Below are 25871 nucleotides of genomic sequence, written 5' to 3'. Positions count from 1 at the left end.
TCGCGTGGCTCACCCCGCTCCGCCGTCGAGGAGCCAGCTGTGGCGCAGCCGCAACGCTCGCTCGGTGCTGGCCGTCGCCGTGGCGAAGCCGAGGGTGATGTTGCCCCACTTCGGCAGGTCGATCGGCGAGGTGAAGGTCCCGGTGTGCTGGGCGATGGCCTCGGGCTGGGTGAGCTGTTCGGCGGCTTGTGGGATGAGGATGGCCAGGGCGGCGACGAGCACGCACAGCGAGAGGAGACCGATGGCGCGGCTCAGCGCGGGGTGCCCGTGTTCGAGGCGTGCGCGGCGCCCCTCGGCGGAGTGGGGATCGGGGACGAGCTGGTGCTCATAACCGCCGTCGGTGACGTAGTGGCAGCGCTTGACCCCGAAGGCGCTCGTCCTCACCTCGACGGTGCCGCCCGGGACGGGGAAGACGGCGGGGAGTGTGGACACGGCGTGCTGCCTGCCGTCGCGGTAGAGGTGGGCCTTGAGGGTGTCGGACGAGTAGTTCTGCCAGTGTCTTATGTCGACGGCGTAGACCGGGTGCGTGCCGTCGTCGCTCGTCGGCCGAAGATGGAACAGCGCGCGGAAGGGCAACTGCCACCAGCGGAAGGGCTTCAGCGCTCGCCCGTCTCCCGGCTTGACCCGCTGCGCAGCCCGCTGTCGCCGCCACTCTCTGATCACGTCTTCGCCGGACAGGTGAGGTCCCGTGGCGGGCGCTGGCCCGTGGTGAGGAACGCGGTCGTGGTGTTCAGCGCGCAGGGGTTGTCGCCCAGGACGTAGGCGCCGTGGCCGCCGTCGTCCACGCTGACGAGCCGGGAGCGGTTCGGGAACTTCTGGCGCAGCGTCTGCGCGCCGACGTGCGGTGTCGGCGCGTCGCGCAGGTTCTGTACGAGGAGTACGTTGCGCGGGCCGTCGTCGTTGACCGGGACCGGCGGCTCGGCCGGGGTGTGCGGCCAGTAGGCGCAGGGCGTGATGTTGGCGGTGGCGGCGCCGAACAGTGGGTAGCGGTCGCGGTCCTTGGCGACGCCGTTCCGGTAGGTGTCGACGCCCTTGGGCCACTTGACGTCGTTGCAGGTCACGGCGAGGAACACCGACAGGGAGTTGTCGAACGAGGACGGCGCGTCGTCCGTGGTGGCGTGACGCGGCAGGGGGCGGCGGGCCGCCGTACCGTCGCCGCCCGCTAGCGCCTGCCACTGCTGGGCCAGCTTCGGGTACTGCGTCTTCTTGAACAGATTGCCGAAGGTGTACAGCCGCATCAGGCTGCCGTCGAAGCCCGCCACCGGAGCCTTGTCGAGCCGCGCGGCCAGGGTGAGGTAGGTCCTGCGGACCTGCGCGGGAGTGCGGCCCAGGCCGTAGCTGTCGTGCCGTGCGGCGGCCCACTTCGCGAAGTCGGGGAACGACTGCTCCATCCCGAGGGCGTAGCGGCGCAGGCCGTCGCGGTCGAGGTGGGTGTCACCGATGTTGCTGTCGAGCACGACGCGGTCGGAGCGCTCGGGGAACATCGACGCGTAGGCGGCGCCCAGCGCCGTGCCGTAGGAGTAGCCCAGGTAGCTGGTCTTCTCCTCGCCGAGCGCGGCCCGGATGCGGTCCAGGTCGCGGGCGGTGTTCGCCGTGGTCAGGTGGCGCAGCCGTCCGTCGCGGTCGTGGCGCGCGCACTGCCTGGCCACCCGCTTGGCGACCTTCGCCTGTCGGGTGACCGCCGCGTCGTCGGCCGCGTAGGGAGGAATGTTGGCGATGTACGGGCCGTCGGGCGTGAACCCGCACGTGACCGGTGCCGAGTGGCCGATGCCCCGGGTGTCCATGCCGATCAGGTCGTAGCTGTCCAGGACGCTGGCGGGAATGCCCCGGGCCACCAGCAGCGCGGGCAGCGCCAGTCCGGACCCGCCGGGGCCGCCCGGGTTGAGCATGAGCGTCCCGCGCCGCTGGTCCGGGTCCGTACTGGCCAGCCGGGAGATCATGAGGTCGATCCGGGCGCTGCCGGGGTCGGCGTAGTCCACCGGTACGGGCACGGTGGCGCACCGCAGCACGGTCGGGGCCGCTTCCGCCACGACGTCCTCGGGGCAGGTGCCCCACCGCACCTGCGGCGCCCGCGCCCCGTCCGCGAGGACGGGCGGCGCCGCGAGCAGCGAGCCGCCGAGGCCGAGGACGGCCGCCAGGGCCGAGCCTCGGCCGATACCGCGTCGTCGTTTCATGTCCGGTCGTTTCATGTCCGGTCTCCGCATCCCCGTCTCACATCCGTGGTCGCCGCCCATCGCACTCCGTGCCCTTGGGGCATGGTCAACCCGGCGCGGCCGGATGTTGACCATGCCCCAGGGGCACGGTCTTGAATGGGCATCCGTCCAGGAAGGGCCTTGCCGTGGCGTGGAGTACGAGTCAGCTGGCCGAACTCGCCGGTACGACACTGAAAACCGTCCGGCACTATCACGCGATCGGCCTGCTGGACGAGCCGGAACGAGCGCCCAACGGCTACAAGCGGTACGGCGTCACGCACCTGGTCCGCCTGCTGCGCATCCGCAGGCTGGTCGACCTCGGCGTGCCGCTGTCGGACATCCCCTCGATCGAATCCGCCGACGAGAAGGCGGAGCAGATCCTGCGCGCCCTGGATACGGAACTCGCGGCGAGCATCGAACGCCAGCAGCGGATGCGGCGGGAACTGGCGGCGATCCTCGACAACCAGGCCTCCCTCGACATGCCGTTGGACTTCAGGACACTCGCCGACGACCTGCCGGAGGCGGCGCGATCCTTCCTGCTGGCGTGCTCCAGCCTGCTCACCCCCTCGGCGATGTCCGCCCTCAAGGAGCAGCTGTCCGCGCCGCGCGGCGACCTCGACGCGCAGTTCGAGGCCCTTCCGGCGGACGCGCCCGAGGACGTTCGCGAGCAGCTCGCGCGGCGCCTCGCGCCCGTAGCCCGCAGACAGCAGCGGGACCACCCGATCCTGCGCGACCTGGAAGCCTCCTCCCACCGGGGGCGGGCGGTCGCCGAGTCGGTCGTCGCGCACGCGCTGGTCGAGTTCTACAACGAGGCCCATATCGACGTCCTGCAGCGCGTGCACGCGTTGCTTTCGGAGGACGACGCCACGCGGTCCCCTGAGCGGTCTGGCGGATCGCCGGATCATGATCAAAGCTAGGTGGCGTGGATGGATTTTCGGACGGCACGGTCCTCGCCCTGATCGGCGTTCTGCTCGGGACGACGGGGACCCTCGTAGGGCAGCACCTGGCCAACCGCGTCGAGGTGCAGCGCGACCACCGGCACCGCGCGGACGTGGCGCGGTCGGAGCGCAAGGAGGCGATATCGGGGTTCTTAAAGGCGGTGCAGCGGGTCGAGTTGGTCCTTGACCGCCGAAAGCTCGGCATGCCGACCCTCGATGACCCCGAGGACGAGAAGCTGCACGACCTGTGGCTGGCGACGAAGGCCGTCGAGCTGGTGTGTTCCACCGAGGCCGCCCAGGCCGCCCACGACTACACCAAGGAGCTGCACGCGCTGATGCGCAGCGAGGAAGGGCGGTCGCCGGTCAAGCGGGAGCGGCGCGAGGCGTTCGTGGAGGTGGCCCGCGAGGAGCTGGAGAGCGGTCGCGCCCGTATCAGGCGGTGAGCCCTTCCGGCGGAAATCTCTAATGATCTCCCTGGCCTCCGGCGTGGACAATGCGGTCCGTGGTGGCCCCACCGACCCCCCACACGGACCGCCAAGGAGGATGTATGACGTCCGCCCAGCCCGCCGAGCCCCTGACGTACCCGTTCGCGGCCGAGAAGCTGAACCTGGCCCCGCTGTACACCCAGTTGCGCCACGAGGAGCCCCTCGCGTGGGTCCAACTCCCGTACGGCGAACCGGGGTGGCTGGCCACGCGCTACGAGGACGCCCGGCTCGTCCTCGGCGACCCCCGGTTCAGCCGGGCGGCCTCCGTCGGCCGCGACTCCCCGCGCGTACGGCCGTACGCGCCCGGCCCCGGCACGATCAGCACGTTCGACCCGCCGGAGCACAGCCGGTTGCGCCGCCTGGTGACGAAGGCGTTCACCGTGCGCCAGATCGACCGGCTGCGGCCACGCGTCCAGCACATCGCCGACGACCTGCTCGACGCGATACGGGCGGACGGCGCCCCCGCCGACCTGGTCGAGGACTTCGCCCTGCCGCTGCCGATCACCGTCATCTGCGAGCTGCTGGGCGTCCCGTTCGAGGACCGGGCCGACTTCCGGCTGTGGTCCGAGGCGTTCCTCTCCACCACGAAGTACACCCTCGAAGAGATCAAGGGCTACCGGACCCTCCTGCGCGACTACATGGCCGGTCTCGCCGAACAGCGCCGCACCGACCCGCAGGAGGACCTGCTCAGCTCGCTGGTCGCCGCGCGCGAGAACGACGACCGGCTGTCCGAGGACGAATTGCTCTCGCTGTCCGAAGCGATCCTCATCGCCGGTCACGAGACCACCGCCACCCAGCTCGGCAACTTCCTCTACGTCCTGCTCACCCAGCCCGACCACCTCGCCGCCCTGCGCGCGGACCTTTCCCTCGTCCCCCAGGCGGTCGAGGAGCTGCTGCGCTTCACCCCGCTCGGCTCGGGCAGCATGCAGCCCCGCTACGCGCTCGAAGACATCGAGCTGGGCGGGGTGACCGTACGGGCCGGTGAGCCGGTCGTCGTCGCGATCAACTCGGCCAACCGCGACGAGTCCGTCTTCACCGACTCCGCCCAACTCGACCTGCGCCGCCGCGAAGCCACCCACCTCGGCTTCGGCCACGGCCCCCACCACTGCCTGGGCGCTCCACTGGCCCGCGTGGAACTCCAGATTGCCCTGCGGACGCTGCTGGAACGGTTGCCGGGGCTACGGTTTGCCGACGCCGAGCGGGACGTGGAGTGGAAGGTCGGCGTATCCACGCGCGGCGTGCGGCACCTACCGGTTACGTGGGACGGGTGAGGGTGCCCAGGAAGGCCGACCAGGCGTCGGCAGCTATCTGAAGGTTCGGCCCGTCCGGGACCTTGGAGTCCCGGACGTGGACGGTGGCGGGCGTCTGCGCCACCTCGACGCACTGGCCGCCGGTGTTGTCGCTGTAGCTCGACTTGTGCCAGTCGAGGGCGACCTCGACGCATTGGCCGCCGCCGGAGTCGCTGTAGCTGCTCTTGAACCACCTGAGTCTGCTCATAGCTCACCCATCAACTGCTCGATGAAGCGCACGGATTCCTCTGGCCCGAGAGCCTGGGACCTGATCATGGCATAGCGACGGGCCAGGACGCCGACCTCGTCCGGCTTGGAAAGCAGCATGCTCTTCCCCTGGCCCTCCAGATAGACAAGCGTCGTGTCGTCCGGGGTCTCGATGAGTGTCATCGGGCCTGCAAGGCCCGCATGCCCGGGTCGACTTTGCGGCATGACCTGGATGACCACGTTGGGGCGGTTCGCGCACTCGATGAGGTACGCGTACTGGGCCTGCATGATCGTAAACCCGCCGATCAGTCGGCGCAGCGCTGCTTCCTCGATGATGACGTTGACGACCGCTCCCGGCTTGCGGTCGAACAGCGCCTTGCGATCCAATCGGGCCGCTACCAGTCGATCGGCTTCGTCTGCGTCGACGGGTGGGAATGCGTGATCGAACATCGCGCGGGCGTATTCCGGAGTCTGCAACAGTCCGTCGATCAGCTGCGTGCAGTACGACGACACGCTGAGCGCCTCCTGCTCCAGCTGTACGAAGCCCTGGAAATGTTCCGGGTACCGCTCCAGCCGCAGAAAGCCGATCGCCGCTGTCAGCAACCCGCCTGTGTCCAGCGCCTTTTCGGCCGCCTCAACGAATTCGTCTGTCGGCGGCTTCGCGCACGTCTCGACCGCGCTGATCGCCGAGCCCGTATACCCCATCAGCTTGCCCAGCTCTTCCTGGGTCAGCCCCGCCTGGACGCGCAGTAGCCGCAACACAGCGGCGAAGTACTGCACGGTCGGTGCTGTCGAGACCTTCTTCTTCGGCTGGCTCACCTCAGCCACCTCTCTCAACGTGACTCAACGCCAATCAACGGCTGTTCGACCAAAGTTGCTGAGCTGCGCCGTTGACTCTCTGCTACTAGCGCACGGTAGCGATGTGCACTGACAGTTGAGCCATGAATGCAGAAAGTCACGGCGTAAACCCCATCCATGGCTGGATGCGGAGGTTCGCCCCCAGGCCCCCATCCGTCCACCGCGCACGCCACGCGGCCGAGGCCGCACTGCGCGGGTGGGGCGTGGCGCCCGGCTCGCTCCCGTTGGCGATGCTCGTGCTGTCGGAGCTGGCGACCAACGCGGTACGGCATGGCCGCGTACCCGGGAGGTACTACGAGGTGCGTATCGCATACGACGCAGAGAAGTTGGTCGGCATCGAGGTGTCCGACCCCGGCGACGGGCTGCCGGTGGCCGGTGACGCGTCGCCGGACTCCGAGCGCGGGCGCGGGCTGGCGATCGTGGAGGGGTTCGCCGAGGCGTGGGGCGTACGACCGCGCACCGTCGGCAAGACCGTCTGGGCCCGCGTCCGTCTCTAAGGGGGGCGTCAGTCGGGCTGCTTCTCCATGTGCGCGAGCACACGGTTCGAGATTCGGGCGAGCGCGGCGAGGTCTTCAGGGGGGAGGGCGTCTATGAACAGTCGGCGCACGTGCTCGACGTGCACGGGCGCCGCGTCCTCGATCGCCTTGCGGCCCGCCGCGGTGGCGACGATGAACGCTCCGCGCCCGTCGTCGGGGCAATCTTCCTTGGCCACCAGCCCGCGCGTCGTCATCCGCTTGACCTGGTGAGACATGCGGCTCTTCTCCCACTCCACCAGCTTCACCAGGTCCATGAAGCGCATCCGCCCGCCGTTTTCGGTGAGTTTGGCCAGCACGATGTAGTCGGAGGCGGACATCCCGGAGTCGGCCTGGACTCGGCGGGAGAGCCGCCCGATGAGCTTCTCCTGCAGGTGGATGAAGCCGTCCCAGGCGGCCTGCTGCTCCGAGGTCAGCCAGCGAGGCGTTGCGTTCATGGGGGGAGCGTAACGGCGCGGCTCTGACGCGTGTCCGCCCACCCGGCACGTACCCCGAAGTCGCCCCCCATGGCGCCCAGTTGACGTATCAACTACTTGCCCCTAGCTTAGTTGTCACGTCAACCAAATGACGGACGTGAAGCTCCAGAAGGGGAATCCCATGAGCACCAAGAAGAAGGCCGGACTCGACGCCTTACTGACGCCCGAGGAGAGCGTGCTCGTACTGATCGACCACCAGCCGTTCCAGTTCGCCAACCTGAACAGCCACGAACCGACGATGGTCGTGAACAACGTCGTCGGACTCGCCAAGACCGCCAAGGTGTTCGACGTGCCGACCATCCTCACGACCGTGCTGGAGGAGCGCGGCGGCTACCTCATCCAGGGACTGCGGGACGTGTTCCCGGAGCAGAAGCCGATCGACAGGACCTTCATCAACACCTGGGAGGACGAGCGCGTCGTGGATGCCGTCAAGGCGACCGGGCGCAAGAAGCTGATCATCGCTGGTCTCTGGACGGAGGTTTGTTTGGCGATGCCAGCCATACAGGCGGCGGGCGAGGGCTTCGAGGTCTTCGCGGTCACCGACGCCTCGGGCGGTGCCACGAAGGAGTCGCACGAGATGGCAGTGCGCCGCATGGTCCAGGCGGGCGTGGTTCCGATCACCTGGCAGGCCGTGTTGGGCGAGTGGCAGCGCGACTGGGCCCGCGAGAAGACCGTGCCGGGCGCCGCCGAGGTCCTGGCGCAGCACGGCGGCGCCTCCGGGGTGGCCTTCGCCTGGGAGACGCAGCTCCTCGCCACCGAGCGCGCCGGAAGCGGCGCCTGACACGGCGAACGAGGTCAACGGGGCCCAAAACCTGACGGTTCAATCCCCATCGATCCCTTCTTGGAAGCGATGCAGCTCCGCGAAGAGCCCACCTCTCTCCAGTAATTGGCCGTAGGTGCCGGACTCCGCGATCCGGCCGTCCTGCAGGACCACCACGCGGTCGGCCACCCGGGCATTGGCAAGGCGGTGTGTGATGAACAGCGCCGTCTTGTCGCCCGCGAGGAGTCTGAGGCGGCTGAAGACCTGGTGTTCGGCTCGCGCGTCGAGGGCCGAGGTGGGCTCGTCGAGGAGCACGACGGGGGCGTCGCGGTGGAACGCACGGGCGATGGCGATGCGTTGCCACTGTCCGCCGGAGAGATCGTGTCCGCCCCACCAGGAGCGGGCGAGGGAGGTGTCCAGGCCGCTGGGGAGCTTCGCCAGTACGGTGTCGGCCCCGGCGCGCTCGGCCGCGAGGTGCACCGCGTGGTCACCCTGGGGGCGGGGCTGGCCCAGGGTGATGTTCTCCCGCGCTGCGAGCGGCCAACGGGTGTAGTCCTGCGGGACCATGGCGGTGGCTCGCCAAACGGTCGCGGGATCGAGGCCGGCGAGATCGTCGTCGTTCCAGGTGACGGTCCCTGTGGTGGGCAGATACAGCCCGGTCAGCAGCTTGGCCAGGGTGGTCTTCCCCGAGCCGTTCTCCCCGACGAGCGCGATGATCTCTCCGCGCCGGATGTCGAGGCTGACGTCGCGGATGGCGGCGGTGTCCTTGCCCGGGTAGGTGAAGGTGAGGTCGCGGGCGCGGATCATCTCGGGGCCGCGTGCCGGGGCCGTCTTGGTGCCACGGTGCATGGCCCAGTCGTCGGCGGTGTCGAGGAACCTGACCCAGTCGGTGACGTAGAGGCTGGTCGCGAACAGGCGCGCGGATGCCCGAACGCTGCCGGAGAGTGCGGCGTTGGCGGTGCGGACCACCACGACCGTGGTCGCCGAGGTGGCGACGTCCATGCGGCCGGTGAGCGTGAGGTACAGGATCCCGGCCCACACGACGGCCAGCGCGAGGGTGGCGAGCAGATCGCCCGTGCCCTGGGTGAGGGCCGCGCGCCGGGAGGCGCTGATCTGCTCGGCCTCCAGATGGCCGGAGATGATGCGGTACTGCTCCACCATGAAGTCGCCCATGGTCGCGGAGCGCAGTTCGGCGGCGGTGGCGCGGTCGGTGGTGTACTGGGCGAGGACTCGGCGCAGGCGGGTGTCGGCGAGGCCTCGGTGGGCGGCCTCGTGGTCGAGCCGGGCGGCGCGCACCGACCCCCACACTCGTGGGAAGACGGCGAGGAGCAGGAGCGGCAGGAGCGCGGCGTTGAGAGTGGCCACCACCGCCAGCGCGGCGAGGAGCTGCGCACACGCGGACACCAGGGTCTGGGCACCGGTGATCAGTTCGGGCATCTTCTCCGCGCCCTGCGTGGCGGCGAACCGCCCGTCTTCGAAGCTCGCGTTCTCGTAGGCGCCGAGTTCGGCGTTGACGGAGGCGGTGATGACGGCGAGGTCGGCCTCGCGGTTGACCTGGGGCGCCAGCCGGTTGGCCGACATGCGGGCAGCGGCGTCGGCCAGGTAGCTGGCGCAGGCCGCCGTGGTGACGATCACCAGGGCCGGTAAGGCTTGGTCCATACGGTGCGCCGCGGTGCCAGGGGCCAGAAGCCCGGCCAGAAGCCTGGAGGTTGCGCTCAGCGCCACGGCCGTCAGGACGGCGCAAGCGAGCGTGCAGCCCACCAGCGTGAGCGCGGCACGGCGGTCGGCGCGCCAGCTCAGCTGCCAGGCGCGGCGCAGCGCGGAGGGCAGCCGGGCGGCGATGGCCCGGGTGCTGATGCGGGCGGCCGCGGAATGGGCATCGTCTTGCAGCCGCATCACCGGCGGAGCCCCGGCGGCCGGGGCGGTTGCCGTGGTGTCGGGGGCCGGGGTGGTGGAGAGAGTCACGCGCCCATTGGGGGACAGCGGCCTGGGCGCGCTCAACCGCATTGGGCGGCGCGCGGTGCGTCAGGGCAGTTCACGCCCACCTGCGGTCAACGCCGCGACGCCGCGATCCCCTCGATCGGGTGAGTTTGGGTGGGGCCGGGCGGGATCATCCTGCCCGGCCCGGCCTCACGTCCTTACGCCGGTCAGCCCGCGGTTGGCGGGGCGAGTCGGGCGAGGTAGTTGTCCAGGTGCAAGTTTCTTTGGGAGAGGGCGTACAGCGCGCCGTCCGGGGTCGTTTCCAGCTGCGTCACCGTGTGGCCGGTGGTGAGCGAGGTGTCGGGCACCCACGAAGTGCCGCTCCAGCGCAGCAGCTTCGTGTCGCCGGGCGTGGAGGGCTGTAGGCCGACGTAGGTCTGACCGTCGTAGTTGGCGATCGTCCTGGCGATGCCGGACACGGGGAGGTCCCTGCGCGTCCAGGTCGCGCCGTCCCAGTGCGACACGTGGTTGTTGGAGATGACCCACACGTCCTTCGGACCGTTGCTGAGTACGTTACGCAGGCTGTACGTCTTGCCCGGCGTTTCGGGAACCGGTACCTCGCTCCACTTGGTGCCGTCGTAGTGCATGGCCAGCGGCTGGTAGTCGGCCGGGACGGTGTTCTTGTCGCGAGAGCCGACGGCCCAGATGTCGTTCTCGGACCGCACATCCACGGCCGAGAAACTTCCCTCTATGTCGGTGAATGTGGTGGTGTCCCATCTCTGGCCGTCCCAGTGAGTGACGCTCGGGTGCCAACCGTCGTTCAGGGTGGCGCCCGCGCCCCACAGGCTGGTTCTGCTGACCGCCTCGGCGTCGCTGATATGCATGCGCTTCGTGTCGGGGTGGAGGTCCGACGACCACTTGGTGCCGTCGTAGTGGTGAACATGATAGGTACCGGTGCTGACGCCGTCCTTCCGGCCGATCGCCCACAGGTCGTTGGGGCCGGTGCCGGCCAGCGTGCTCGACGAGGCGTCGGTGGGCAGCTGCAGCTCCTTCCAGGTGCTGCCGGACCGCTGCCACAGCTTCTCCTTGATGGGGCAGAAGTCAATGCAGCTGTTCTTCGTCGCGGCGTAGGAGTTCTGGTTGTCGAAGGGCAGCAGCGACATGTACCCCCCTGCGGTGGGGAGCGGGACCGGTAACGATTCCCAGGTCGGCGCGGAGTTCGCGGGCGTCGCGGCCAGGCCGACGGCCAGGAAGGCGGTCGCGGCGAGGAGCGGGGCGGTGCGACGGCGCCGGGAGGTGCTATGTGTCATGTGATGGCTCCTTGAGTTATTTGAGTGGACCCGTGGATCCTCTCCCAGAGACAGCTACTTGACTCCCCTATTTATGGACATCGCCCGCCCCACGAATGGCCAGTTTCCCCATGGCAGGAAAGGTGGGGAATGTGTCATTGCTGCCATCGCTCCCCGCCGCCAGCATGGACCGCATGGAAGCGCGCACCGTGCTCGTCGTCCTCTTCGACGGCGTACTCAGCCTGGACTTCACCGGGCCGTTGGAGGTCTTCGCCGGGGCGGCGGGGGTGGTTCCCGGTGCGTACGAGATCAGGACCGGGAGCCTGGACGGCTCGGCGGTGCGCACCTCCAGCGGGCTGTTGGTCACTCCGGACCTCGCGTTGTCGGAGGCGCCCGTTCCGGACACCCTGATCGTGCCGGGTGGTGAGGCCACCCGCGCGACGGATCCGGGGGTCGTGGCGTGGCTGCGGGAGCACGCCCCGGCGGCGCGGCGGCTGGTGTCGGTGTGCACCGGGGCCTACGCGCTGGCCGCCGCCGGGCTGCTGGACGGTCGCCGGGTGACGACCCATTGGGCGCTGTGGGAGGGGCTGGCCGAGCGGTTCCCCGCCGTGGAGGTGGATCCGGAGCCCATCTACATCCGCGACGGGCCGGTGGCCACCTCCGCCGGGGTCACCAGCGGCATCGACCTCGCGCTCGCCCTCGTGGAGGAGGACCTGGGCCGCGATGTGGCGCTCACCGTGGCCCGCTTCCTGGTCGTCTTCCTCCGCCGCCCCGGCGGGCAGCGGCAGTTCAGCGTCCAGCTGGCGGCGCAGAGCGCACAGCGCCGTCCGCTGCGCGACGTACAGCAGTACATCGCCGAACACCGTTCCTAAAGACTGAGCGGTAGTGAGTCCTGGTTCCAGGACTCGTGCTCAGCCGGGTGCCCCGGACGGTGTTGGGCACCCTGGTCACCCGCGTTCGCTCCGCCTCCGGTGCCGACGGATCGTGTCCGTGGTCCGGGAATGCGGGGGCGGGTTTCCTCACGCCCCGGAACATCCGATGCGGCCTGGACGGTCCGATGCCCCGCACCATCGCTCTGGTCGTGCGGGGGCGGTGCCGTCCGTCGCCGGATCGGGTGCCCCAGGGCGCGCCTTCCGATCGCCACCGCTGCCGCGTCGTGGCGAGTGGTCTTCCTGTTCTGGCTGGTGAGGGGCTTTTGCCAGTGCTGAGCGCCCCACTTGGACGTGTACGCGGGGTCGACGGCCACGATCGTGATGCCGAGCTCGGCGGCCATCGAGGCGAGCCGTGCCCGCAGCTTGGAGGTGGGCATGCCGGAGATCAGCTCGCGGAACCGCTTCCGCCGCCCGTGCTTCTCGCGGGTCTTGTCCGCCTGGAAGTCCAGATCCTCGATCGCGATGCTCAGGCCGTGGCGCTTGGCCCAGTGCAGCAGGCGTACCAGCGCGTGCCGTACCTGTGCGTCGCGGTAGGTGGCCGGTCCGTCTCGGTCGAAGGCGAACCGGCGAGGGTCGCCGACCGGGTTGCCGTGCTCGTCCAGGCGCCACGCCGCTAGGTGGTCGGCGTTGGTATCGACACCGACCAGGCCACCGGCGCAAGCCAGGGCCAGCGGAACGGTCTTGACCGGGGGGATGGTCCAGGAGGCGGTGATGTACCAGCGGTGGCGGGCCACGTCCAGGTGGATGCGGTAGGCCACAGCGCGGTTCGCCGATACACGGTCGGCCCACTCCGCCCCCCGGTGGCGGAAGGCGACGGCGCCGGTGAGGACGTACCGGCCGTGCTGGGCGTTCGCCAGATGTGCCAGCGGCGCCGGAAGCTTGATGCTGACCTGACCGTCCGGGGTGACGCGGATCGTCTCGTTCCCCAGCCGCTTCCCGCTCTCGCCGTCGGCCTGGAGGAACCAGCGTCCAGCCTCCCACCGCTGCCGCCACCCGGCCTCGGTGAGCTGCGCCTGTTCGAGGTGGTGGCGGTTGCGGGCCAGCCGCTTTCCTCCTCGCACCACGCGCACACGCCCCGCTTCGCGGTCGGCACGCGCGGCAGCCAGCCGGTCCCGCAGGAGGCGCAGACGGCGTGCCTTGGCGAACCACTCCTGCCGGGTGCGGTAGCCGCCCGGGCTCCGCTTCGTTCCCTCCGCGCCCACCGGCAGCGACAACCGGTGCGCGATGGTGCGAACACCGGCTTCCAGGGTCTGGATGTGGGCGTACTGCGCACGCCGCGACAGCGCCCACTGGTCGTGCGTGGCCTTGGTGATACTGCCCGCCCACCGCGACGAGGAATCCCCGGTCACAGCGCGCTTACGCGCCGCCCACGAGTCCGCGGAGTGCCCCAGCCCCTCGGCACAGCGCCGCTTGAGGTCACGCGAAGCCAAGGTCCCAAGATGCGCGCCGATCAGCCGCAGCGCCTCCTCGTCCCTCGCGGTCAGGCCCTTGAGCCGCGTACGGATCGCGACACCGGACGGACCGGGGACGACGAACGGCGCCGACAGCTCACGCAGCACACCCACCCTGCCCCCTCCCTCCCTTTCCGCGAGCCCGGCGGCAACACGCCTGTCACCCACCCAACGACCACACCCGCGAAAAGGTCACGCTTTCGATCCGGGAACTCCCGTTCCCTCCTCCGGAATCGGACAGTCCACAGCCCGGATACTCACTCACACACGCTAGAACGCACTCATACACACTCAACCAACAACTGCCTGCCACCCCGGCGCCGACCTGTCCGTACCCGTCCTGGCCGAGCGGGCGAACCTGTCGCCCCGCCACTTCGCCCGCGCCTTCCGGGACGAGATCGGCGTCACGCCCGGCCGGTACGTGGACCAGGTGCGGCTGGAGGGGGCGCGGCGGCTGCTGGAGGACACCGACGACGGGGTCGAGGAGGTGTCCCGCGCCTGCGGTTACGGCACCCCGGAGGCCATGCGCCGGGCCTTCGTCCGCGACCTGGGCACCGCCCCCGCCGAGTACCGGCGCCGGTTCCATCCCTGAACCCAACCGATGAACGAGAGGCACCATCGTGCAGATCGCGATCCTGCTCTACGAACGCTTCACGGCGCTGGACGCCGTAGGCCCGTACGACACCCTGGCCGGACTGCCCGGCGCCGAGCCGGTGTTCGTGGCCGAACGCCGCGGCCCGGTGCGCAACGACAGCGGCAGCCTCCAGCTGGTGGCCGAGGCCACGCTGGAGGAGGTGGCGCGGCCGGACGTCGTGCTGGTGCCGGGCGGTCCGTTCCCGGAGGAGCAGCAGAAGAACCCGGCGGTGCTCGCCTGGCTGCGGGCCGTGGACGCCACCACCACCTGGACCACGTCGGTGTGCACCGGTTCGCTGATCCTCGGCTCGGCCGGACTGCTGACCGGCCGCCGCGCCACCACCCACTGGACCGCCATGGAGGGCCTTCGGGCCCTGGGCGCGGAGGCCGTGGACGAGCGCTACGTGTTCGACGGCAAGTACGTGACGGCGGCGGGTGTCTCGGCCGGGATCGACATGGGCCTGGCCCTGGCGGGGCGGATCGCCGGGGACGACACCGCGCGGACCGTACAGCTGATGCTCCAGTACGACCCCCAGCCGCCGTACGACTCCGGCTCCCCACACAAGGCCCCGGCCGAGCTGACCGCCCGGATGCGGGCCGAAATGTAACCTGCCCGCGATGACAACTGATTCCGGAACACGACCCGGGCGGGAGGCGTTGGGGCGGGGGCTCCTTGGCGCGGGGGCTCTGGGGGCGGACTGGGTGGCTACGTTCGCCGCCGTGGACCGGGCCGCGTTCCTGCCCGACCTCATGTGGCCGTTCGACACCCGTACCCACGCCGCCACCGCCGTCCACAAGGCCGAAGACTCCGACGCCTGGTATGCTGCCGTCGACCGCGATGCGCCGATCGTGACGCAGTGGGACGACGGCGAGCACAGCGGCGCCGAACCCGGACGGGTGTCCACCAGCAGCTCCTCCATGCCGTCCGTCGTCTACACGTTGCTCCAGGACCTCGCCGTGGACGACGGCATGGCGGTGCTGGACGTCGGCACCGGCACCGGCGAGACGGCTGCGGCTCTCTCCCACCGCTGTGGCAAAGGTGCGATCACCACCGTCGACGTGGACCCCGACGTGTCGCGGAAGGCGGGCGAACGGCTTCGCGCCGCCGGGTGGGACCCGGCCGTCGTCGTGGGGGACGGGGCCCGGGGGTGCGCGGACCGCGCGCCGTACGACCGCGTCATGGCCACCGTCGGGGTCCGGGCGATCCCCGGGGCGTGGATCGAGCAGACCCGCCCCGGCGGGCTCATCGTCGCGCCCTGGGGCACCCACTTCACCCACGCCGACGCCATCGCCCGGCTCACGGTGCACCAGGGGACGGCGACCGGCCGCTTCACCCGGCCCGCCGAGTTCATGAAGCTGCGCGCCCAGCGGCTGGCGCTGCCTGACCACGGTGCGTACGACCCGACCGACGGCGCCGATACGTCCACCACGGACATCACCGAGGCGGAGTTCGTCACCGGGCAGTACAGCGCCCTCCCCTTCGTGCTGGGGCTGCGCGTACCGCGTTGCGTCCAGGCCGTGGCGGAGAGGGGGGAGGACGGGGCGCGGGCCGTGTGGTTCTACGGGCTGGGGGACCGGTCTTGGGCGTGTGTGGTGTTCCGCGACCATGCGAACACGGCGCGCGTCTGGCAGGCGGGGGCGCGTCGGCTGTGGGACGAGGTGGAGGGCGCGTACCGGTGGTGGCTGGGGGAGGGGGCGCCGGACCACACCCGGTTCGGGCTCACCGTGACGCCGGACGGGCAGCGGGTGTGGCTGGACGAGCCGGACAGCACTGTGGCGTAGGCGATGGACAGCGTTCGGCCAAGCGGTTCATGATCTTCGGCATGCACCCTCCTGTAGCGGCAGTGACCGAAGCCCACCGAACGCTGGAACGGGTCGTGTCCGGGCTGAACGACCAGCAGGTCGCCGAGGTGTCCGCCCTTCCGGGCTGGTCACGCGGGCATGTTCTGGCGCATCTCACGGACAACGCGCGGATGTTCGCCCGTCTCGCGGAGCACGCCCTGCGCGGTGAGCTGGTCGCGGGTTACGACGGAGGGATGGACGAACGCAACGCGATCATCGAGGCCACGGCGGGCCGGAGCGCCGTCGAGCACCGCGCGGAACTCGCCGCGCACACAGCCGGGCTGGAGGCGGTCTGGGCACGCGCCGACGACGTGGACTGGAGCCGTCCGGTCACGTTCCGCAACGCGGACATCGCCGCCACGGTCTTCGCGCGCTGGCGCGAGGCGTGGATCCACATGGTCGACCTGGACCTCGGCGTAGGGCCGGGCGACTGGCCCGAGGACCTGGCCGCGCATGCCATCGACTTCCTCCTCGGCCGCCTTCCGGCGGGCACTCTGCTCCGGGCCGAGGACATGCGCCGCGAATGGTCCGCCGGTGAGGGGACGCCGGGCACGGTGGTCAGCGGACGCGTGCGCGACCTGGCGGCCTGGCTGTCCGGACGTACGCCCGTGGTCCTACCGGTGGCGGCGGGGGAACTGCCCCCTCTCGGGCCGTGGCCGCCCCACCCGCCACAGCGCCTGGACCGCGTGTGAATGTCCCGGCCCGTCTCAGTGGCCGGAGGGCGGGGCGAAGCAGCCGGTCTCCAGGTACGGCACCGTTGGTGCTGACCTGGTAGTTGGTCGGTTGCAGGAAAGCCGTGACGCATCCGTCGTCATGGATGCGAAGGGCGACCCGGGCGCCCTCGGGTGTGATGGAGTGGTCGACCTCGTAGCGCGACGATCCGAGTGCGCCGGACATCGGCGACATGCGTCCCTCCGCGGGCCGGTGTCGACCAGCGCGATCGCCCGCCGCGCTCAGCACGATGTCGGCGACAACTTACGGCGGAACCGACTCCCGCGCTTGAGAACCCCGATCGCCCTGCTCGTGACCCTGCTCCTCGCATGCGCGGGGGTCGTCGCCGTTCCCGGTACCGCACAGGCGGCCGACCCGGACAGCAGTTCCCCGGCGACCTGGAACATGGACCAGAGCAGGTCACGCTGGAGCGCTGCCTACGACCTGGCTCGCGCCCACGACGTGGTCGCCCTTCAGGAGGTGCCCGCCACCCCGCCGACAGGTGCCCGTTACCAGGGAAGCACCAACGGGATCGACCACTACCTGTGGCAGGAAGGCCCACGCGGCCCCGAGCGGCATCTGTACATACTGGAAACCCCCAGCCGGAACCTCGGGATGGTCACCTCGTGGGAGCCGGACGAGGTGCTGAACATCCCCGGTGCCTACCGGCCCGCCCTCGCGGTGACCAACCGCGGCAACGACATCCTGTTCGCCTCCGTGCACGCCCAGTCCCGCGGCGGGAACGACGGCGGGTCCCTGGTGCAGCGCATCGACATCGCGGCCAGAGCCGCCGCCATCGGCAACTGGGCGGCGCTCGGCGACTTCAACCGCCACCCGAGCAGCCTTCCCGGACTCGGCCTCCCCGGCAGCGCGCGCATCTACAACGCGGGCGAGCCCACGTACATTCGCGGCTCCGACGCCGAGTACGACTACCTGGTCTCCAACGTCGACACGGACCGGTGGCGGGCTACCGTGGAGTCCAACGCCGGGAGCGACCACTGGCCCGTCCATTTCGGGGCCCTGGAAGGGGCCGCCGGGCCGCGCTCCTTCACCATGCACGTCGAGTCGAGCGAGCAGTTGCTGAGCGTCGGCCTGGGCCGCCCGGAAAACGGCACCCACATCGTCCAGTACAGCGACGACCAGGGCCAGGGTGCCCGCTCCCGCTGGTTCACGGAAGACGCGGGCACCAGCAGTTTCGGGGAGCCGCTGGTCCGGCTTCGGTCCGCGGCCAGCCAGGGCCGCTGCCTGGATGTGCACAACCGCGAGTTCTCCCGCGTCGGGGACTACCTCCAGCTCTGGGACTGCAACGCCAACCTTCCCCCCGACGAAGACGAACAGACCTACGTCCTGCAGAACCTCGACCCGCGCTACCCGAACAGGACGGTGCTGCTCAACTACGACAGCGGCTACTACGCCGCCCTGGAGCGCCGGACCAACCAGCAAGGCGTCTGGGCCGTCCTGGACTACCTCACCCCAGCAGGGCAGCCCCTGGACACGGAGGCCTTCTACCTCCACCCCACCGTGTAGAGATCCGCTGAAGACGCGGCGGCCCCGGCCCCGGCCCACCGGGGCCGGGGCCGGACGCGTAGGCCGACCGGTCCTGGGCGTGCGTGGTGTTCCGTGCGGACAAGGAGCGGGCGCGCGTCTGGCAGGCGGGGGCGCGTCGGCTCTGGGACGAGGTGGAGGGCGCGTACCGGTGGTGGCTGAGGGAGGGGGCCCCGGACCAGACGCGGTTCGGGCTCACCGTGACGCCGGACGGGCAGCGGGTGTGGCTGGACGATCCGGCCGTCAGCCTGTCGTGAGCGGCATCGGTCCGCGCTTCAATGGCGGAGGCCGCGGTCTTCGAGTTCGTCCACGCACTCCTCCGGTAGACGCGACCCCGTGACGGTGAACTGGCGCCCGTACTCGGACGTGGCGGATGGGCGGAGTGCTTCTTGCCGCTTGCGCTCGGCCTCGGCGCGGGCCTGCTCCATGTCGTCGGCGATCTTCTGGCAGTCGACGGGGTGCGTTTTCGTCGGCGTCGGTTCTACGTAGGGGGAGTCCGGCTTGCCCGGGGACCCGGCGTTCAGGGCGGAGGTGGCGGCGATGCCCGCCAGGCACAGCCCCGCCCATACGGGGATGATCCATCGGCGTGTGTTCACGATGTGGCGTCCCGCACCGGCTCAGTGGCCGGAGGGTGGCATGAAGCAGCCGGTTTCCAGGTAGGGCCCGTTGGCGGTGACCTGGAAGTTGGTCTTCTGCAAGTACGCCGTGACGCACGCGTCCTCGTGGACGCGAAGGCTGACCCTGGCGCCCTCGTAGCGCGATCCCAGCCCCTGCACGGTGAGCGTTCCGCCCAGCCGTTCTCCCTTGGGCCCGGTGCGCTCCTCCTCGTAGCCGAGGTCGAGGAGTGCGGCGCGCACGGTCTTGGGGGCCCACTTCTTCTGGTCCCACAGCCGCTTGAGCACGGGCTTGATGCGGTCGGCTTCCTTCTGCGCGTCCCTGGCGCTGGCGGGGGACATCTCGCGCGGTTGGCGGTGGGCGTTGTTCTCGCCGTAGTGCGGGGCGCCGTCGACGATTCCGGGCTCTACGTAAGGGGGAGCGGGGGAAGCGCTGGTGCTGGATGTCGGGCGGGCGCTCGGGGTGTCGGACGCCGTGACGCGCTGCTCGCCGCAGGCGGTCAGGGAGAGGCCGACGAGTATGAGGAGAGCGGCGGCGGGTCTGTACCGGCCGGGCCTTAAGGTCTGCATGCGCATGACTCTGCCATGACGTGCAGGGCGGGCGCCGTGACCGTGCCGTAAGCGGAACGGTCCCCTCCTCGTCACCTCGTGCCCGCCGGGACGCACCCGCGCTGTGTAACGCTGGAAGCCGGTCCGCGCGCCCAGCGCGGACCGGAGTCTGAAGTGAGGCCCCGGCGTGCAGAAGCCCCGATGGAAGACCGTGGGGGGAGCCCTGCTGCGGGTGGCGGCCGTGTGGGCGGTGTCGACGCTCACCATGCTGGCGCTCGCGGGCATCCTGCCCGATTTCCGCTTGCAGGCCGCTGACGGCGACAGCGCGACGAGGATCGCGGTCACCGCCGCCAGCGGCGCGGGCGCGTTCGGTGTGCTGAGCGCGCTCGTCTGGCCGCTGCTGGTGCGGGCGTTGCTGCTGATGCCCGCGCTCGTGCTGGGGCTGCTGGTGTTCGTGCTGAACGGGTCGTTGCTGCTGCTCGCGATCAGCCTGATCCCCGGGCGGGGCACGGTCGACCCGGAGACGGCGGTCGTGGTGGCGGCGGTGATGTCGGCCGCGTCCTCGGCGACGAGCACGTTCCTGACGGTGCGGGACGACGGGGCGTACCGGCGGCGGCTGGCGCGGCTCGCGGACCGCGAACGGCGGCTCAGCGGCGGGGACGGCGGCCGGGAGCGGCCGCCGGGGACGGTGTTCCTCCAGCTCGACGGGGTCGGGCACGCCGTGCTGCGGGACGCGCTGCGGCCACGGGACAGCAGACCGCCGGTCATGGAGACCGTGTCGGCGTGGGTGGGCGGCACCCACACCGTCACCCCGTGGCGCACCGACTGGTCCAGCCAGACCGGCGCCAGCCAGCTCGGCATCCTGCACGGGTCGAACGAGGACGTGCCCGCCTTCCGCTGGTACGAGAAGAAGAGCGGGGAGGTGATGGTGAGCAACCGGCCGACGAGCGCGGCCGTGCTGCAGCGCCGCGCCGCCGCCCGCGCCGGGCACGACGGGCTGCTGACGGTGGACGGCGCGAGCCGGGGCAATCTGTTCACCGGGGGCGCCGACGAGCTGGCGCTCGTCCTCTCCGTGGCGGCCCGGCGCAGCAAGCGCAACCGCTCCCGCAGCGGCTACTTCACGTACTTCTCCGACCCGGCCAACGCCACCCGCACCGCGGCCTCGTTCATGGCCGAGGTGGTCCGGGAGCTGTGCCAGTCCACCCGCGCCAAGCTGCGCCGGGAGACGCCCCGGGTGGGGCGGGGCGGGCTGTACCCCTTCATCCGGGCGTTCGCGACGGTCGTCGAGCGGGACGTGGTGGTGGCGGCGGTGAGCGGGGACATCCTGGCGGGCCGTACGGCGATCTACGCCGACCTGGTCGCGTACGACGAGGTCGCGCACCACTCCGGGCCGCGCAGCCGCGACGCGCAGCAGGTGCTGGCCCGCCTCGACCGGTCGATCGCGCTGATCGCCAAGGTCGCGGAGCGGGCGCCGCGCGACTACCGCATCGTGCTGCTGTCCGACCACGGCCAGAGCCCGGGGGCCACGTTCGCGGGGGCGTACGGGCTGACGCTGGAGGACCTGGTGCGCGCCGGGTGCGGGCTGCCGGTGCCGAAGGCGGTGGGGCGTACGGCGAGCGGGGCGGAGGCGCGCGAGGCGGCGCGGGCGGCGCTGCACCGGCCTGAGAAGGACGATACGGACGCGGAAGGGGCCCGGCCGGTGGTGCTCGCCTCCGGGAACCTGGGGCTGGTCTCGTTCCCCGACGTCCCCGGCCGGATGAGCCGCGAGGCCATCGACCGCCGCCATCCGGCGCTGCTGCACACCCTCGCCAACCACCCCGGGGTCGGCTTCCTGCTCGTACGCTCCGAAACGGAGGGCGCGGTGGTGCTGGGGGCGAAGGGCGCCGAGCACCATCTCGACACCGGCCGGGTGGTCAAGGAGAGCCCGCTCGCGGTCTTCGGGCCGGGCGCCGCCGACGCCGTACGGCGGACCGCGCACTTCCGGAACACCCCCGACATCATGGTCAACTCGGCCTACGACGCGGCGACCGGCGAGGTGCACGCGTTCGAGGAGCAGATCGGCTCGCACGGCGGGCTCGGCGGCGAGCAGGGCCACCCGTTTCTGCTGTGGCCGGTCCAGCTCTCCGCGCCCGTCGCGGCGGGGGAGGAGCTGGTGGGCGCGGAGCGGGTGCACACGGTGCTGCGGCGCTGGCTGCGGGAGGCGGACGGGCCGGAGGTTCCGGCGCCGCAGGAATGGACCTTGTCTGACGGTGCGCAGGATCCCGCGAAGGAATCCCGGATTCCGAGTCCTCCGGCCGTACCATTTCCGGCCGCCGACCCCGTCCTGCCGGACAAAGCCCGGTGATTTGGTGCACCGTACATCGTCCATGACGATGTTCACATGCTCGACCAGCACCACACGCGCCGTTTCGGCCTGCCCACGGCGACCGCCCTCGTCATGGGCAACATCATCGGCGGCGGCATCTTCCTGCTCCCCGCCTCCGTCGCCCCGTACGGCACCCTCAGCCTGCTGGCGTTCGTTGTCCTGACGGTCGGCGCGATCGCGCTCGCGCTCGTCTTCGGGCGGCTCGCGCGGCGCGACCCGAGCACGGGCGGGCCGTATGTGCACGCCCGCGCCGCCTTCGGCGACTTCGCGGGATTCCTGTCGGCGTGGTCGTACTGGACGATGACCTGGGTCAGCAACGCGGCGCTCGCGGTGGCGGCGGTCGGCTACGTCCATGTGCTGGCCCCCGGGAACGAGTCCAAGGGCGTGGACCTGGCCATCGCGCTGCTCGTGTTGTGGCTGCCGGGGCTCGCGAACCTCGCGGGGACGCGCTGGGTCGGCGCCGTCCAGCTGGTGTCGACGGTGCTGAAGTTCGTCCCGCTGCTCTTCGTCGCGGTCGTCGGGCTCTTCTTCTTCGACCCGGACAAGATGGGCCCCTTCAACGCGGGCGGCGGCAGCGCGGTCGGTGGGATGTCGGCGGCGGCCGCGATCCTGCTCTACAGCTACCTGGGCGTGGAGTCGGCGTCGATGAGCGCGGGCGAGATGGAGAACCCGGAGCGCAACGTGGGGCGGGCCAGTGTGCTCGGCACGATCGGCGCGGCCGTGGTCTACCTGCTGGGCACGGTGGCGGTGTTCGGCACGGTCGCCCACAAGGACCTGGTGAACTCCACCGCCCCCTTCTCGGACGCGGTCGACGCGATGTTCGGTGGCACCTGGGGCGGCACGCTGATCGCGGTGGCCGCCGTGGTGTCCATCGTCGGCGCGCTCAACGGCTGGATCCTGATGAGCGCCCAGGCGCCGTACGCGGCCGCCCAGGACGGGCTCTTCCCGGCCGTCTTCGCGGCCAAGCGGCGCGGGGTGCCCACGGCCGGGGTGATCATCGGCGTGATCCTGGCGTCGCTCCTGACCGTGGTCAACTACACCTCGGGCTCGAACGGCGTCTTCGCGACCCTCGTCCTGATCACCACCTTCTCGGCGACGGTCCCCTATCTGCTGGCGGCCGCTGCCCAGCTGTACTTCCTGCTCGCGGGGCGCCGCGACGAGGTCAGGACCGGGCGCTTCGTCTGGGACCTGGTGCTGGCGCTGGCGGGCTTCGGCTTCTCCTTCTGGCTGGTGTCGGGCGCCGGGTACGCGGCGGTGTACCAGGGCGTGCTGTTCCTGTTCGCCGGGGTGCTCGTGTACGTGGTGATCGCGGCCCGCCGCCAGAGCCAGGGCCAGGGCCAGGGCGACCCGGAGGACATGGCCGCCCCGGGCGCGGAGGCGGGAATTCCGTAAAGCCGGGGCGCGTCGCGTTTTCTTGCCCGCCCGGTATTCCCCGGGGATATGCGGAAAGCGTCGGCGAATTCCCCGCTGAAACGCCGTATTTCTTATGCGGCGCATGAGGTCGAGGGGGTGGAAGTTGCGTTCTTCTCTGCGAATTTCCTCTTTTCATGGACACCGCGATTGCGCGAGCATTTCCCTCTATGAGCGTCGACCTGAACACCGGCTGCCCCTTCCGTCTCGACCCCACCGCGGGTGACATCCACGCCGAGGCGGACAGATTGCGGGATCTGGGTCCGGCGACGCCGGTGGAGCTGCCCGGCGGAGTGGTGGCCTGGTCGGTGACCGACCCGGCGCTCGTGAAGCGGCTGCTCGCGGACCGCCGGATCTCCAAGGACGCCTACCGGCACTGGCCCGACGGCTACATCGAGGAGCGCATTCCGCCTAAGTGGCCGCTACGCATTTGGATGGACGTCCGTAGCGCGCTGACCGCGTACGGACCCGAACACGTCCGGCTGCGCCGTCTGATCGGCGCCGCGTTCACGCCCGGCCGGGTACGGGCGCTCGCGCCGCGCATCGAGGAGATCACCGGGTCCCTGCTCGACGGACTGGACGCCACCGAGGCCACCGCGCCCGGAGCGGTGGTGGATTTACGGTCGCGGTTCGCCTGGGTGTTACCGCTGATGGTCGTCAACACGCTCCTCGGGGTCCCCGACGCGCTGCACGACGACTTCCGCACCGCCATCGCCGGGGTCTTCGCGACCGGGTATTCGGAGGCGGAGGCCGAGGCCAACAACCGTGAGCTGTACCGGCTGTTGACCGAGCTGCTGGCCATCAAGCGGCAGGCCCCCGGCGACGATGTGACCAGCGCGCTCATCGAGGCGCACGACGACGAGACCGACTCCCGGCTCAGCGAGCAGGAGCTGATGGACAGCGTGCTGCTGCTGATCGGCGCGGGACACGAGACCACGGTCAACCTGCTCGATCACGCCATCGTCAATCTCCTCACCCACCCCGCACAACTCGCCCTGCTGCGCTCCGGAGGGGCGTCATGGCAGGACGCGGTGGAGGAGACGCTGCGCCACCAGGCGCCGATCGCCACCATCATCATGCGGTTCCCGATCGAGGACGTGCATGACGCGGCGACCGGGCTCACCTTCCGCGAGGGCGACCCCATCGTCATCAACTACGCCGCCGCGGGACGCGATCCGGGCGTCCATGGCGAGCGCGGCGAGCACTTCGACCTTACGCGGGAGACCCGCCGCGAGCACCTGGCGTTCGGATACGGCCCGCACTTCTGTCTGGGCGCGGAACTGGCCCGGCTGGAAGGCCGTATCGGACTGCGCGCGCTCTTCGAACACTTTCCCGATCTCGCCCTCGCGGTACCGGGCGCCGAGCTTCGTCCACTGGAGTCGTTCATCTCCAATGGACATCAACAACTGCCCGTCCGGCTGCGGGGCTAGATCCGCGGGACTAGATCTACTTCAGGGCATCCACCTGGCATACCTCGCAAAGCGTGAGTTGACCATAAAATGGTCGATCACGTTTTGGTTGCGTACTCCGCGCGGCGACTGCTACGGTCGCTTGGTATTGGAACTGATGTTAACTCGCCACGATGAATACGCGGTTGCGTCAACAATCCCGACCGGATTCGTTCCACGCGACATACGGGGTAAGCGGAAGTCCACGGGGGTGGCCTTGAGCCGGTCATTACTGCACCTTCGCGTCGATGTGGCTGGGCCTGTCGTCCAGCACCCAGCCCTCCATGGGTAGTACGCCTCCTGATGTCTTCGTCCAACGCTGTCTTCCATGAAGCACCGGATTGTCACAGGGGGATAGGCACATGAATGGTCAGCTCATGGCTGACACTGCCGAGATCATGGCGCAGCGGTCCACCGAAATGGTATCCCTGAGCGAGTTAACGCACTTCGATTCGCCCCGGCTGTCGGGCGCGGACACCGAGCATGTGCGCCTCCTCGCCGAGTCGGACGCCGAACTGCCGCCCATTCTGGTCAATCGCAGGACGATGCACGTCATTGACGGGATGCATCGAGTGCAGGCCGCGGATCTGCGCGGTCAGGGCAAAATAGAGGCGATTTTCTGCGAATGCGATGACGAGGAAGCGTTCGTCCTCGCCGTCAAAGCAAACGTCTCGCACGGACTTCCCCTGCCGCGCGCCGACAGAAATGCCGCCGCCAAACGTATCATCAACTCCCATCCCGAATGGTCCGATCGAGCCATCGCCTCGGTGACCGGGCTGTCCCATAAGACGGTCGGCGCGATCCGCCGCCGTGCGAGTGGGGAAATTCCCCAGTCGAGCACCCGGCTCGGGCGCGACGGCCGGGAACGCCCGGTCGACGCCGCCGAAGGCCGTATCCAGGCCGGTCGGATACTCGCCGAACGCCCCGGCGTCTCGCTGCGCGAGGTCGCCCGGGAGGCCGGGGTCTGCGCCGCCACCGTGCGGGACGTCCGCGACCGGCTGCGGCGCGGTGAGGCCCCGTCGGGGCCCACCCGGCGCGAGCCCAAGGCGGCGGCCAGCGCGACCCCGCTGGGGCCCAAGGCGGTGGCCAGGATCGACGGCGCCGACCGCGCCCCCGACCTCCCCGCCCTGCTCCACAACCTGCGCAAGGACCCCTCGCTGCGGCTCTCCGAGTCGGGCCGCACGTTGCTGCGGCTGCTGGACGCCTGCACGGTGGGGCCGCAAGAGTGGACCCGGATCAGCGACAACGTCCCGCCGCACCGCGTGGAGCTGATCGTCACGGCCGCACGTGAGTGCAGCCGGGCGTGGCAGGACTTCGCTACGGAGCTGGAGCAGCGCTCCAGTCAGCAGGCATCCGGCTGATATCCGGGCTGACACTCCCATTCCCCATTCCCCACTCGCTTTGTGGCGCCTAGGGAAGGCAGG

23 protein-coding genes and 3 pseudogenes are annotated in these 25871 nt (G+C 70.4%); 16 read left to right on the top strand and 10 right to left on the bottom strand.

Translation table 11 applies throughout. The features are described from left to right. Window positions 1-9 precede the first annotated feature (9 nt). Both ACWC5C_RS28285 and ACWC5C_RS28280 read right to left on the bottom strand, forming a co-directional pair. Window positions 10-663, bottom strand: coding sequence for a hypothetical protein (locus ACWC5C_RS28285; protein ID WP_450879823.1), 654 nt, complete (start codon window positions 661-663; stop codon window positions 10-12). Next, entirely contained in the window at window positions 660-2174 is a 1515-nt protein-coding gene (locus tag ACWC5C_RS28280) for an alpha/beta hydrolase (RefSeq protein ID WP_450880045.1), read from the bottom strand. The genes ACWC5C_RS28285 and ACWC5C_RS28280 overlap by 4 nt, the downstream gene beginning before the upstream one ends. Window positions 2175-2338: 164 nt before the next feature. Here ACWC5C_RS28280 and ACWC5C_RS28275 point away from each other — a divergent pair, with 164 nt between their 5' ends. From ACWC5C_RS28275 to ACWC5C_RS28265, 3 genes are all read left to right on the top strand, one after another. Beyond that, window positions 2339-3109 (top strand): MerR family transcriptional regulator, encoded by a 771-nt coding sequence (locus ACWC5C_RS28275; protein ID WP_450879821.1) that lies wholly within the window; start codon window positions 2339-2341, stop codon window positions 3107-3109. A 5-nt stretch (window positions 3110-3114) separates the two neighbouring features. Beyond that, entirely contained in the window at window positions 3115-3573 is a 459-nt protein-coding gene (locus ACWC5C_RS28270; RefSeq protein WP_450879819.1) for a hypothetical protein, read from the top strand. A gap of 104 nt (window positions 3574-3677) precedes the next feature. After that, window positions 3678-4886 (top strand): cytochrome P450, encoded by a 1209-nt coding sequence (locus tag ACWC5C_RS28265; protein WP_450879817.1) that lies wholly within the window; start codon window positions 3678-3680, stop codon window positions 4884-4886. Here ACWC5C_RS28265 and ACWC5C_RS28260 read toward each other — a convergent pair. Both ACWC5C_RS28260 and ACWC5C_RS28255 read right to left on the bottom strand, forming a co-directional pair. Then, window positions 4870-5112 (bottom strand): DUF397 domain-containing protein, encoded by a 243-nt coding sequence (locus tag ACWC5C_RS28260; RefSeq protein WP_450879815.1) that lies wholly within the window; start codon window positions 5110-5112, stop codon window positions 4870-4872. The two genes, ACWC5C_RS28265 and ACWC5C_RS28260, sit on opposite strands and share 17 nt — an antisense overlap. Further along, the gene (locus tag ACWC5C_RS28255; protein ID WP_450879813.1) at window positions 5109-5930 is read right to left on the bottom strand and encodes a helix-turn-helix domain-containing protein; all 822 of its coding nucleotides are present in this window, start codon (window positions 5928-5930) and stop codon (window positions 5109-5111) included. Before ACWC5C_RS28255 ends, ACWC5C_RS28260 begins: the two co-directional genes overlap by 4 nt. A gap of 122 nt (window positions 5931-6052) precedes the next feature. Between ACWC5C_RS28255 and ACWC5C_RS28250 the strand changes: the two genes are divergently transcribed. Next, window positions 6053-6466, top strand: coding sequence for an ATP-binding protein (locus ACWC5C_RS28250; protein WP_450879811.1), 414 nt, complete (start codon window positions 6053-6055; stop codon window positions 6464-6466). Between the two features lie 8 nt (window positions 6467-6474). On the opposite strand, the gene ACWC5C_RS28245 is transcribed toward ACWC5C_RS28250, so the two are convergent. After that, window positions 6475-6939 carry a MarR family winged helix-turn-helix transcriptional regulator gene (locus ACWC5C_RS28245; RefSeq protein ID WP_450879809.1) on the bottom strand — a complete coding sequence of 155 codons (465 nt, stop codon included), beginning with the start codon at window positions 6937-6939 and terminating at the stop codon, window positions 6475-6477. A gap of 160 nt (window positions 6940-7099) precedes the next feature. On the opposite strand from ACWC5C_RS28245, the gene ACWC5C_RS28240 reads away from it, so the two are divergent. Then, window positions 7100-7759: a hydrolase gene (locus tag ACWC5C_RS28240; RefSeq protein ID WP_450879807.1), complete on the top strand. Its 660-nt coding sequence runs from the start codon at window positions 7100-7102 to the stop codon at window positions 7757-7759. Between the two features lie 39 nt (window positions 7760-7798). On the opposite strand, the gene ACWC5C_RS28235 is transcribed toward ACWC5C_RS28240, so the two are convergent. After that, on the bottom strand, window positions 7799-9703 hold the full coding sequence (locus ACWC5C_RS28235) for an ABC transporter ATP-binding protein (RefSeq protein WP_450879805.1): 1905 nt from the start codon (window positions 9701-9703) through the stop codon (window positions 7799-7801). A 182-nt stretch (window positions 9704-9885) separates the two neighbouring features. After that, the gene (locus ACWC5C_RS28230) at window positions 9886-10968 is read right to left on the bottom strand and encodes a hypothetical protein (RefSeq protein WP_450879803.1); all 1083 of its coding nucleotides are present in this window, start codon (window positions 10966-10968) and stop codon (window positions 9886-9888) included. Between the two features lie 173 nt (window positions 10969-11141). On the opposite strand from ACWC5C_RS28230, the pseudogene ACWC5C_RS28225 reads away from it, so the two are divergent. Continuing rightward, window positions 11142-11810: pseudogene (locus tag ACWC5C_RS28225) on the top strand (GlxA family transcriptional regulator); the annotation flags it as partial. 5 nt (window positions 11811-11815) lie between these two features. On the opposite strand, the gene ACWC5C_RS28220 reads toward ACWC5C_RS28225, so the two are convergent. Next, window positions 11816-13444 carry an IS200/IS605 family accessory protein TnpB-related protein gene (locus ACWC5C_RS28220; protein WP_450879801.1) on the bottom strand — a complete coding sequence of 543 codons (1629 nt, stop codon included), beginning with the start codon at window positions 13442-13444 and terminating at the stop codon, window positions 11816-11818. A gap of 196 nt (window positions 13445-13640) precedes the next feature. On the opposite strand from ACWC5C_RS28220, the pseudogene ACWC5C_RS28215 reads away from it, so the two are divergent. The 6 genes and pseudogenes from ACWC5C_RS28215 to ACWC5C_RS28190 all read left to right on the top strand — a co-directional run. Then, window positions 13641-13922 (top strand): annotated as a pseudogene (locus ACWC5C_RS28215) (helix-turn-helix domain-containing protein); the annotation flags it as partial. A gap of 28 nt (window positions 13923-13950) precedes the next feature. After that, window positions 13951-14571: a DJ-1/PfpI family protein gene (locus tag ACWC5C_RS28210; protein ID WP_450879799.1), complete on the top strand. Its 621-nt coding sequence runs from the start codon at window positions 13951-13953 to the stop codon at window positions 14569-14571. A 10-nt stretch (window positions 14572-14581) separates the two neighbouring features. Then, complete coding sequence (locus tag ACWC5C_RS28205; RefSeq protein ID WP_450879797.1) at window positions 14582-15745, top strand: methyltransferase domain-containing protein; 1164 nt, start codon at window positions 14582-14584, stop codon at window positions 15743-15745. Between the two features lie 62 nt (window positions 15746-15807). After that, window positions 15808-16497: a maleylpyruvate isomerase family mycothiol-dependent enzyme gene (locus ACWC5C_RS28200; RefSeq protein WP_450879795.1), complete on the top strand. Its 690-nt coding sequence runs from the start codon at window positions 15808-15810 to the stop codon at window positions 16495-16497. A 307-nt stretch (window positions 16498-16804) separates the two neighbouring features. After that, window positions 16805-18043 (top strand): hypothetical protein, encoded by a 1239-nt coding sequence (locus tag ACWC5C_RS28195; protein WP_450879793.1) that lies wholly within the window; start codon window positions 16805-16807, stop codon window positions 18041-18043. 65 nt (window positions 18044-18108) lie between these two features. Further along, window positions 18109-18318: pseudogene (locus ACWC5C_RS28190) on the top strand (protein-L-isoaspartate(D-aspartate) O-methyltransferase); the annotation flags it as partial. An 18-nt stretch (window positions 18319-18336) separates the two neighbouring features. On the opposite strand, the gene ACWC5C_RS28185 reads toward ACWC5C_RS28190, so the two are convergent. Both ACWC5C_RS28185 and ACWC5C_RS28180 read right to left on the bottom strand, forming a co-directional pair. Continuing rightward, the gene (locus ACWC5C_RS28185; RefSeq protein ID WP_450879791.1) at window positions 18337-18657 is read right to left on the bottom strand and encodes a hypothetical protein; all 321 of its coding nucleotides are present in this window, start codon (window positions 18655-18657) and stop codon (window positions 18337-18339) included. Between the two features lie 21 nt (window positions 18658-18678). Then, the gene (locus tag ACWC5C_RS28180; protein WP_450879789.1) at window positions 18679-19245 is read right to left on the bottom strand and encodes a hypothetical protein; all 567 of its coding nucleotides are present in this window, start codon (window positions 19243-19245) and stop codon (window positions 18679-18681) included. A gap of 166 nt (window positions 19246-19411) precedes the next feature. Between ACWC5C_RS28180 and ACWC5C_RS28175 the strand changes: the two genes are divergently transcribed. From ACWC5C_RS28175 to ACWC5C_RS28160, 4 genes are all read left to right on the top strand, one after another. Continuing rightward, complete coding sequence (locus tag ACWC5C_RS28175) at window positions 19412-21568, top strand: phage holin family protein (protein ID WP_450879787.1); 2157 nt, start codon at window positions 19412-19414, stop codon at window positions 21566-21568. Window positions 21569-21604: 36 nt separating this feature from the next. After that, window positions 21605-22981 (top strand): amino acid permease, encoded by a 1377-nt coding sequence (locus ACWC5C_RS28170; protein WP_450879785.1) that lies wholly within the window; start codon window positions 21605-21607, stop codon window positions 22979-22981. Window positions 22982-23169: 188 nt separating this feature from the next. After that, window positions 23170-24429, top strand: a complete 1260-nt coding sequence (locus ACWC5C_RS28165) for a cytochrome P450 family protein (protein WP_450879783.1) — start codon at window positions 23170-23172, stop codon at window positions 24427-24429. Between the two features lie 395 nt (window positions 24430-24824). Next, on the top strand, window positions 24825-25808 hold the full coding sequence (locus ACWC5C_RS28160; RefSeq protein WP_450879781.1) for a ParB/RepB/Spo0J family partition protein: 984 nt from the start codon (window positions 24825-24827) through the stop codon (window positions 25806-25808). Window positions 25809-25871: the final 63 nt, after the last annotated feature.

The organism is Streptomyces sp. NPDC001700 (assembly GCF_053596435.1).
Note: the sequence above shows the minus strand (reverse complement) of the source record. Positions and strands in the feature narration are given on the sequence as shown.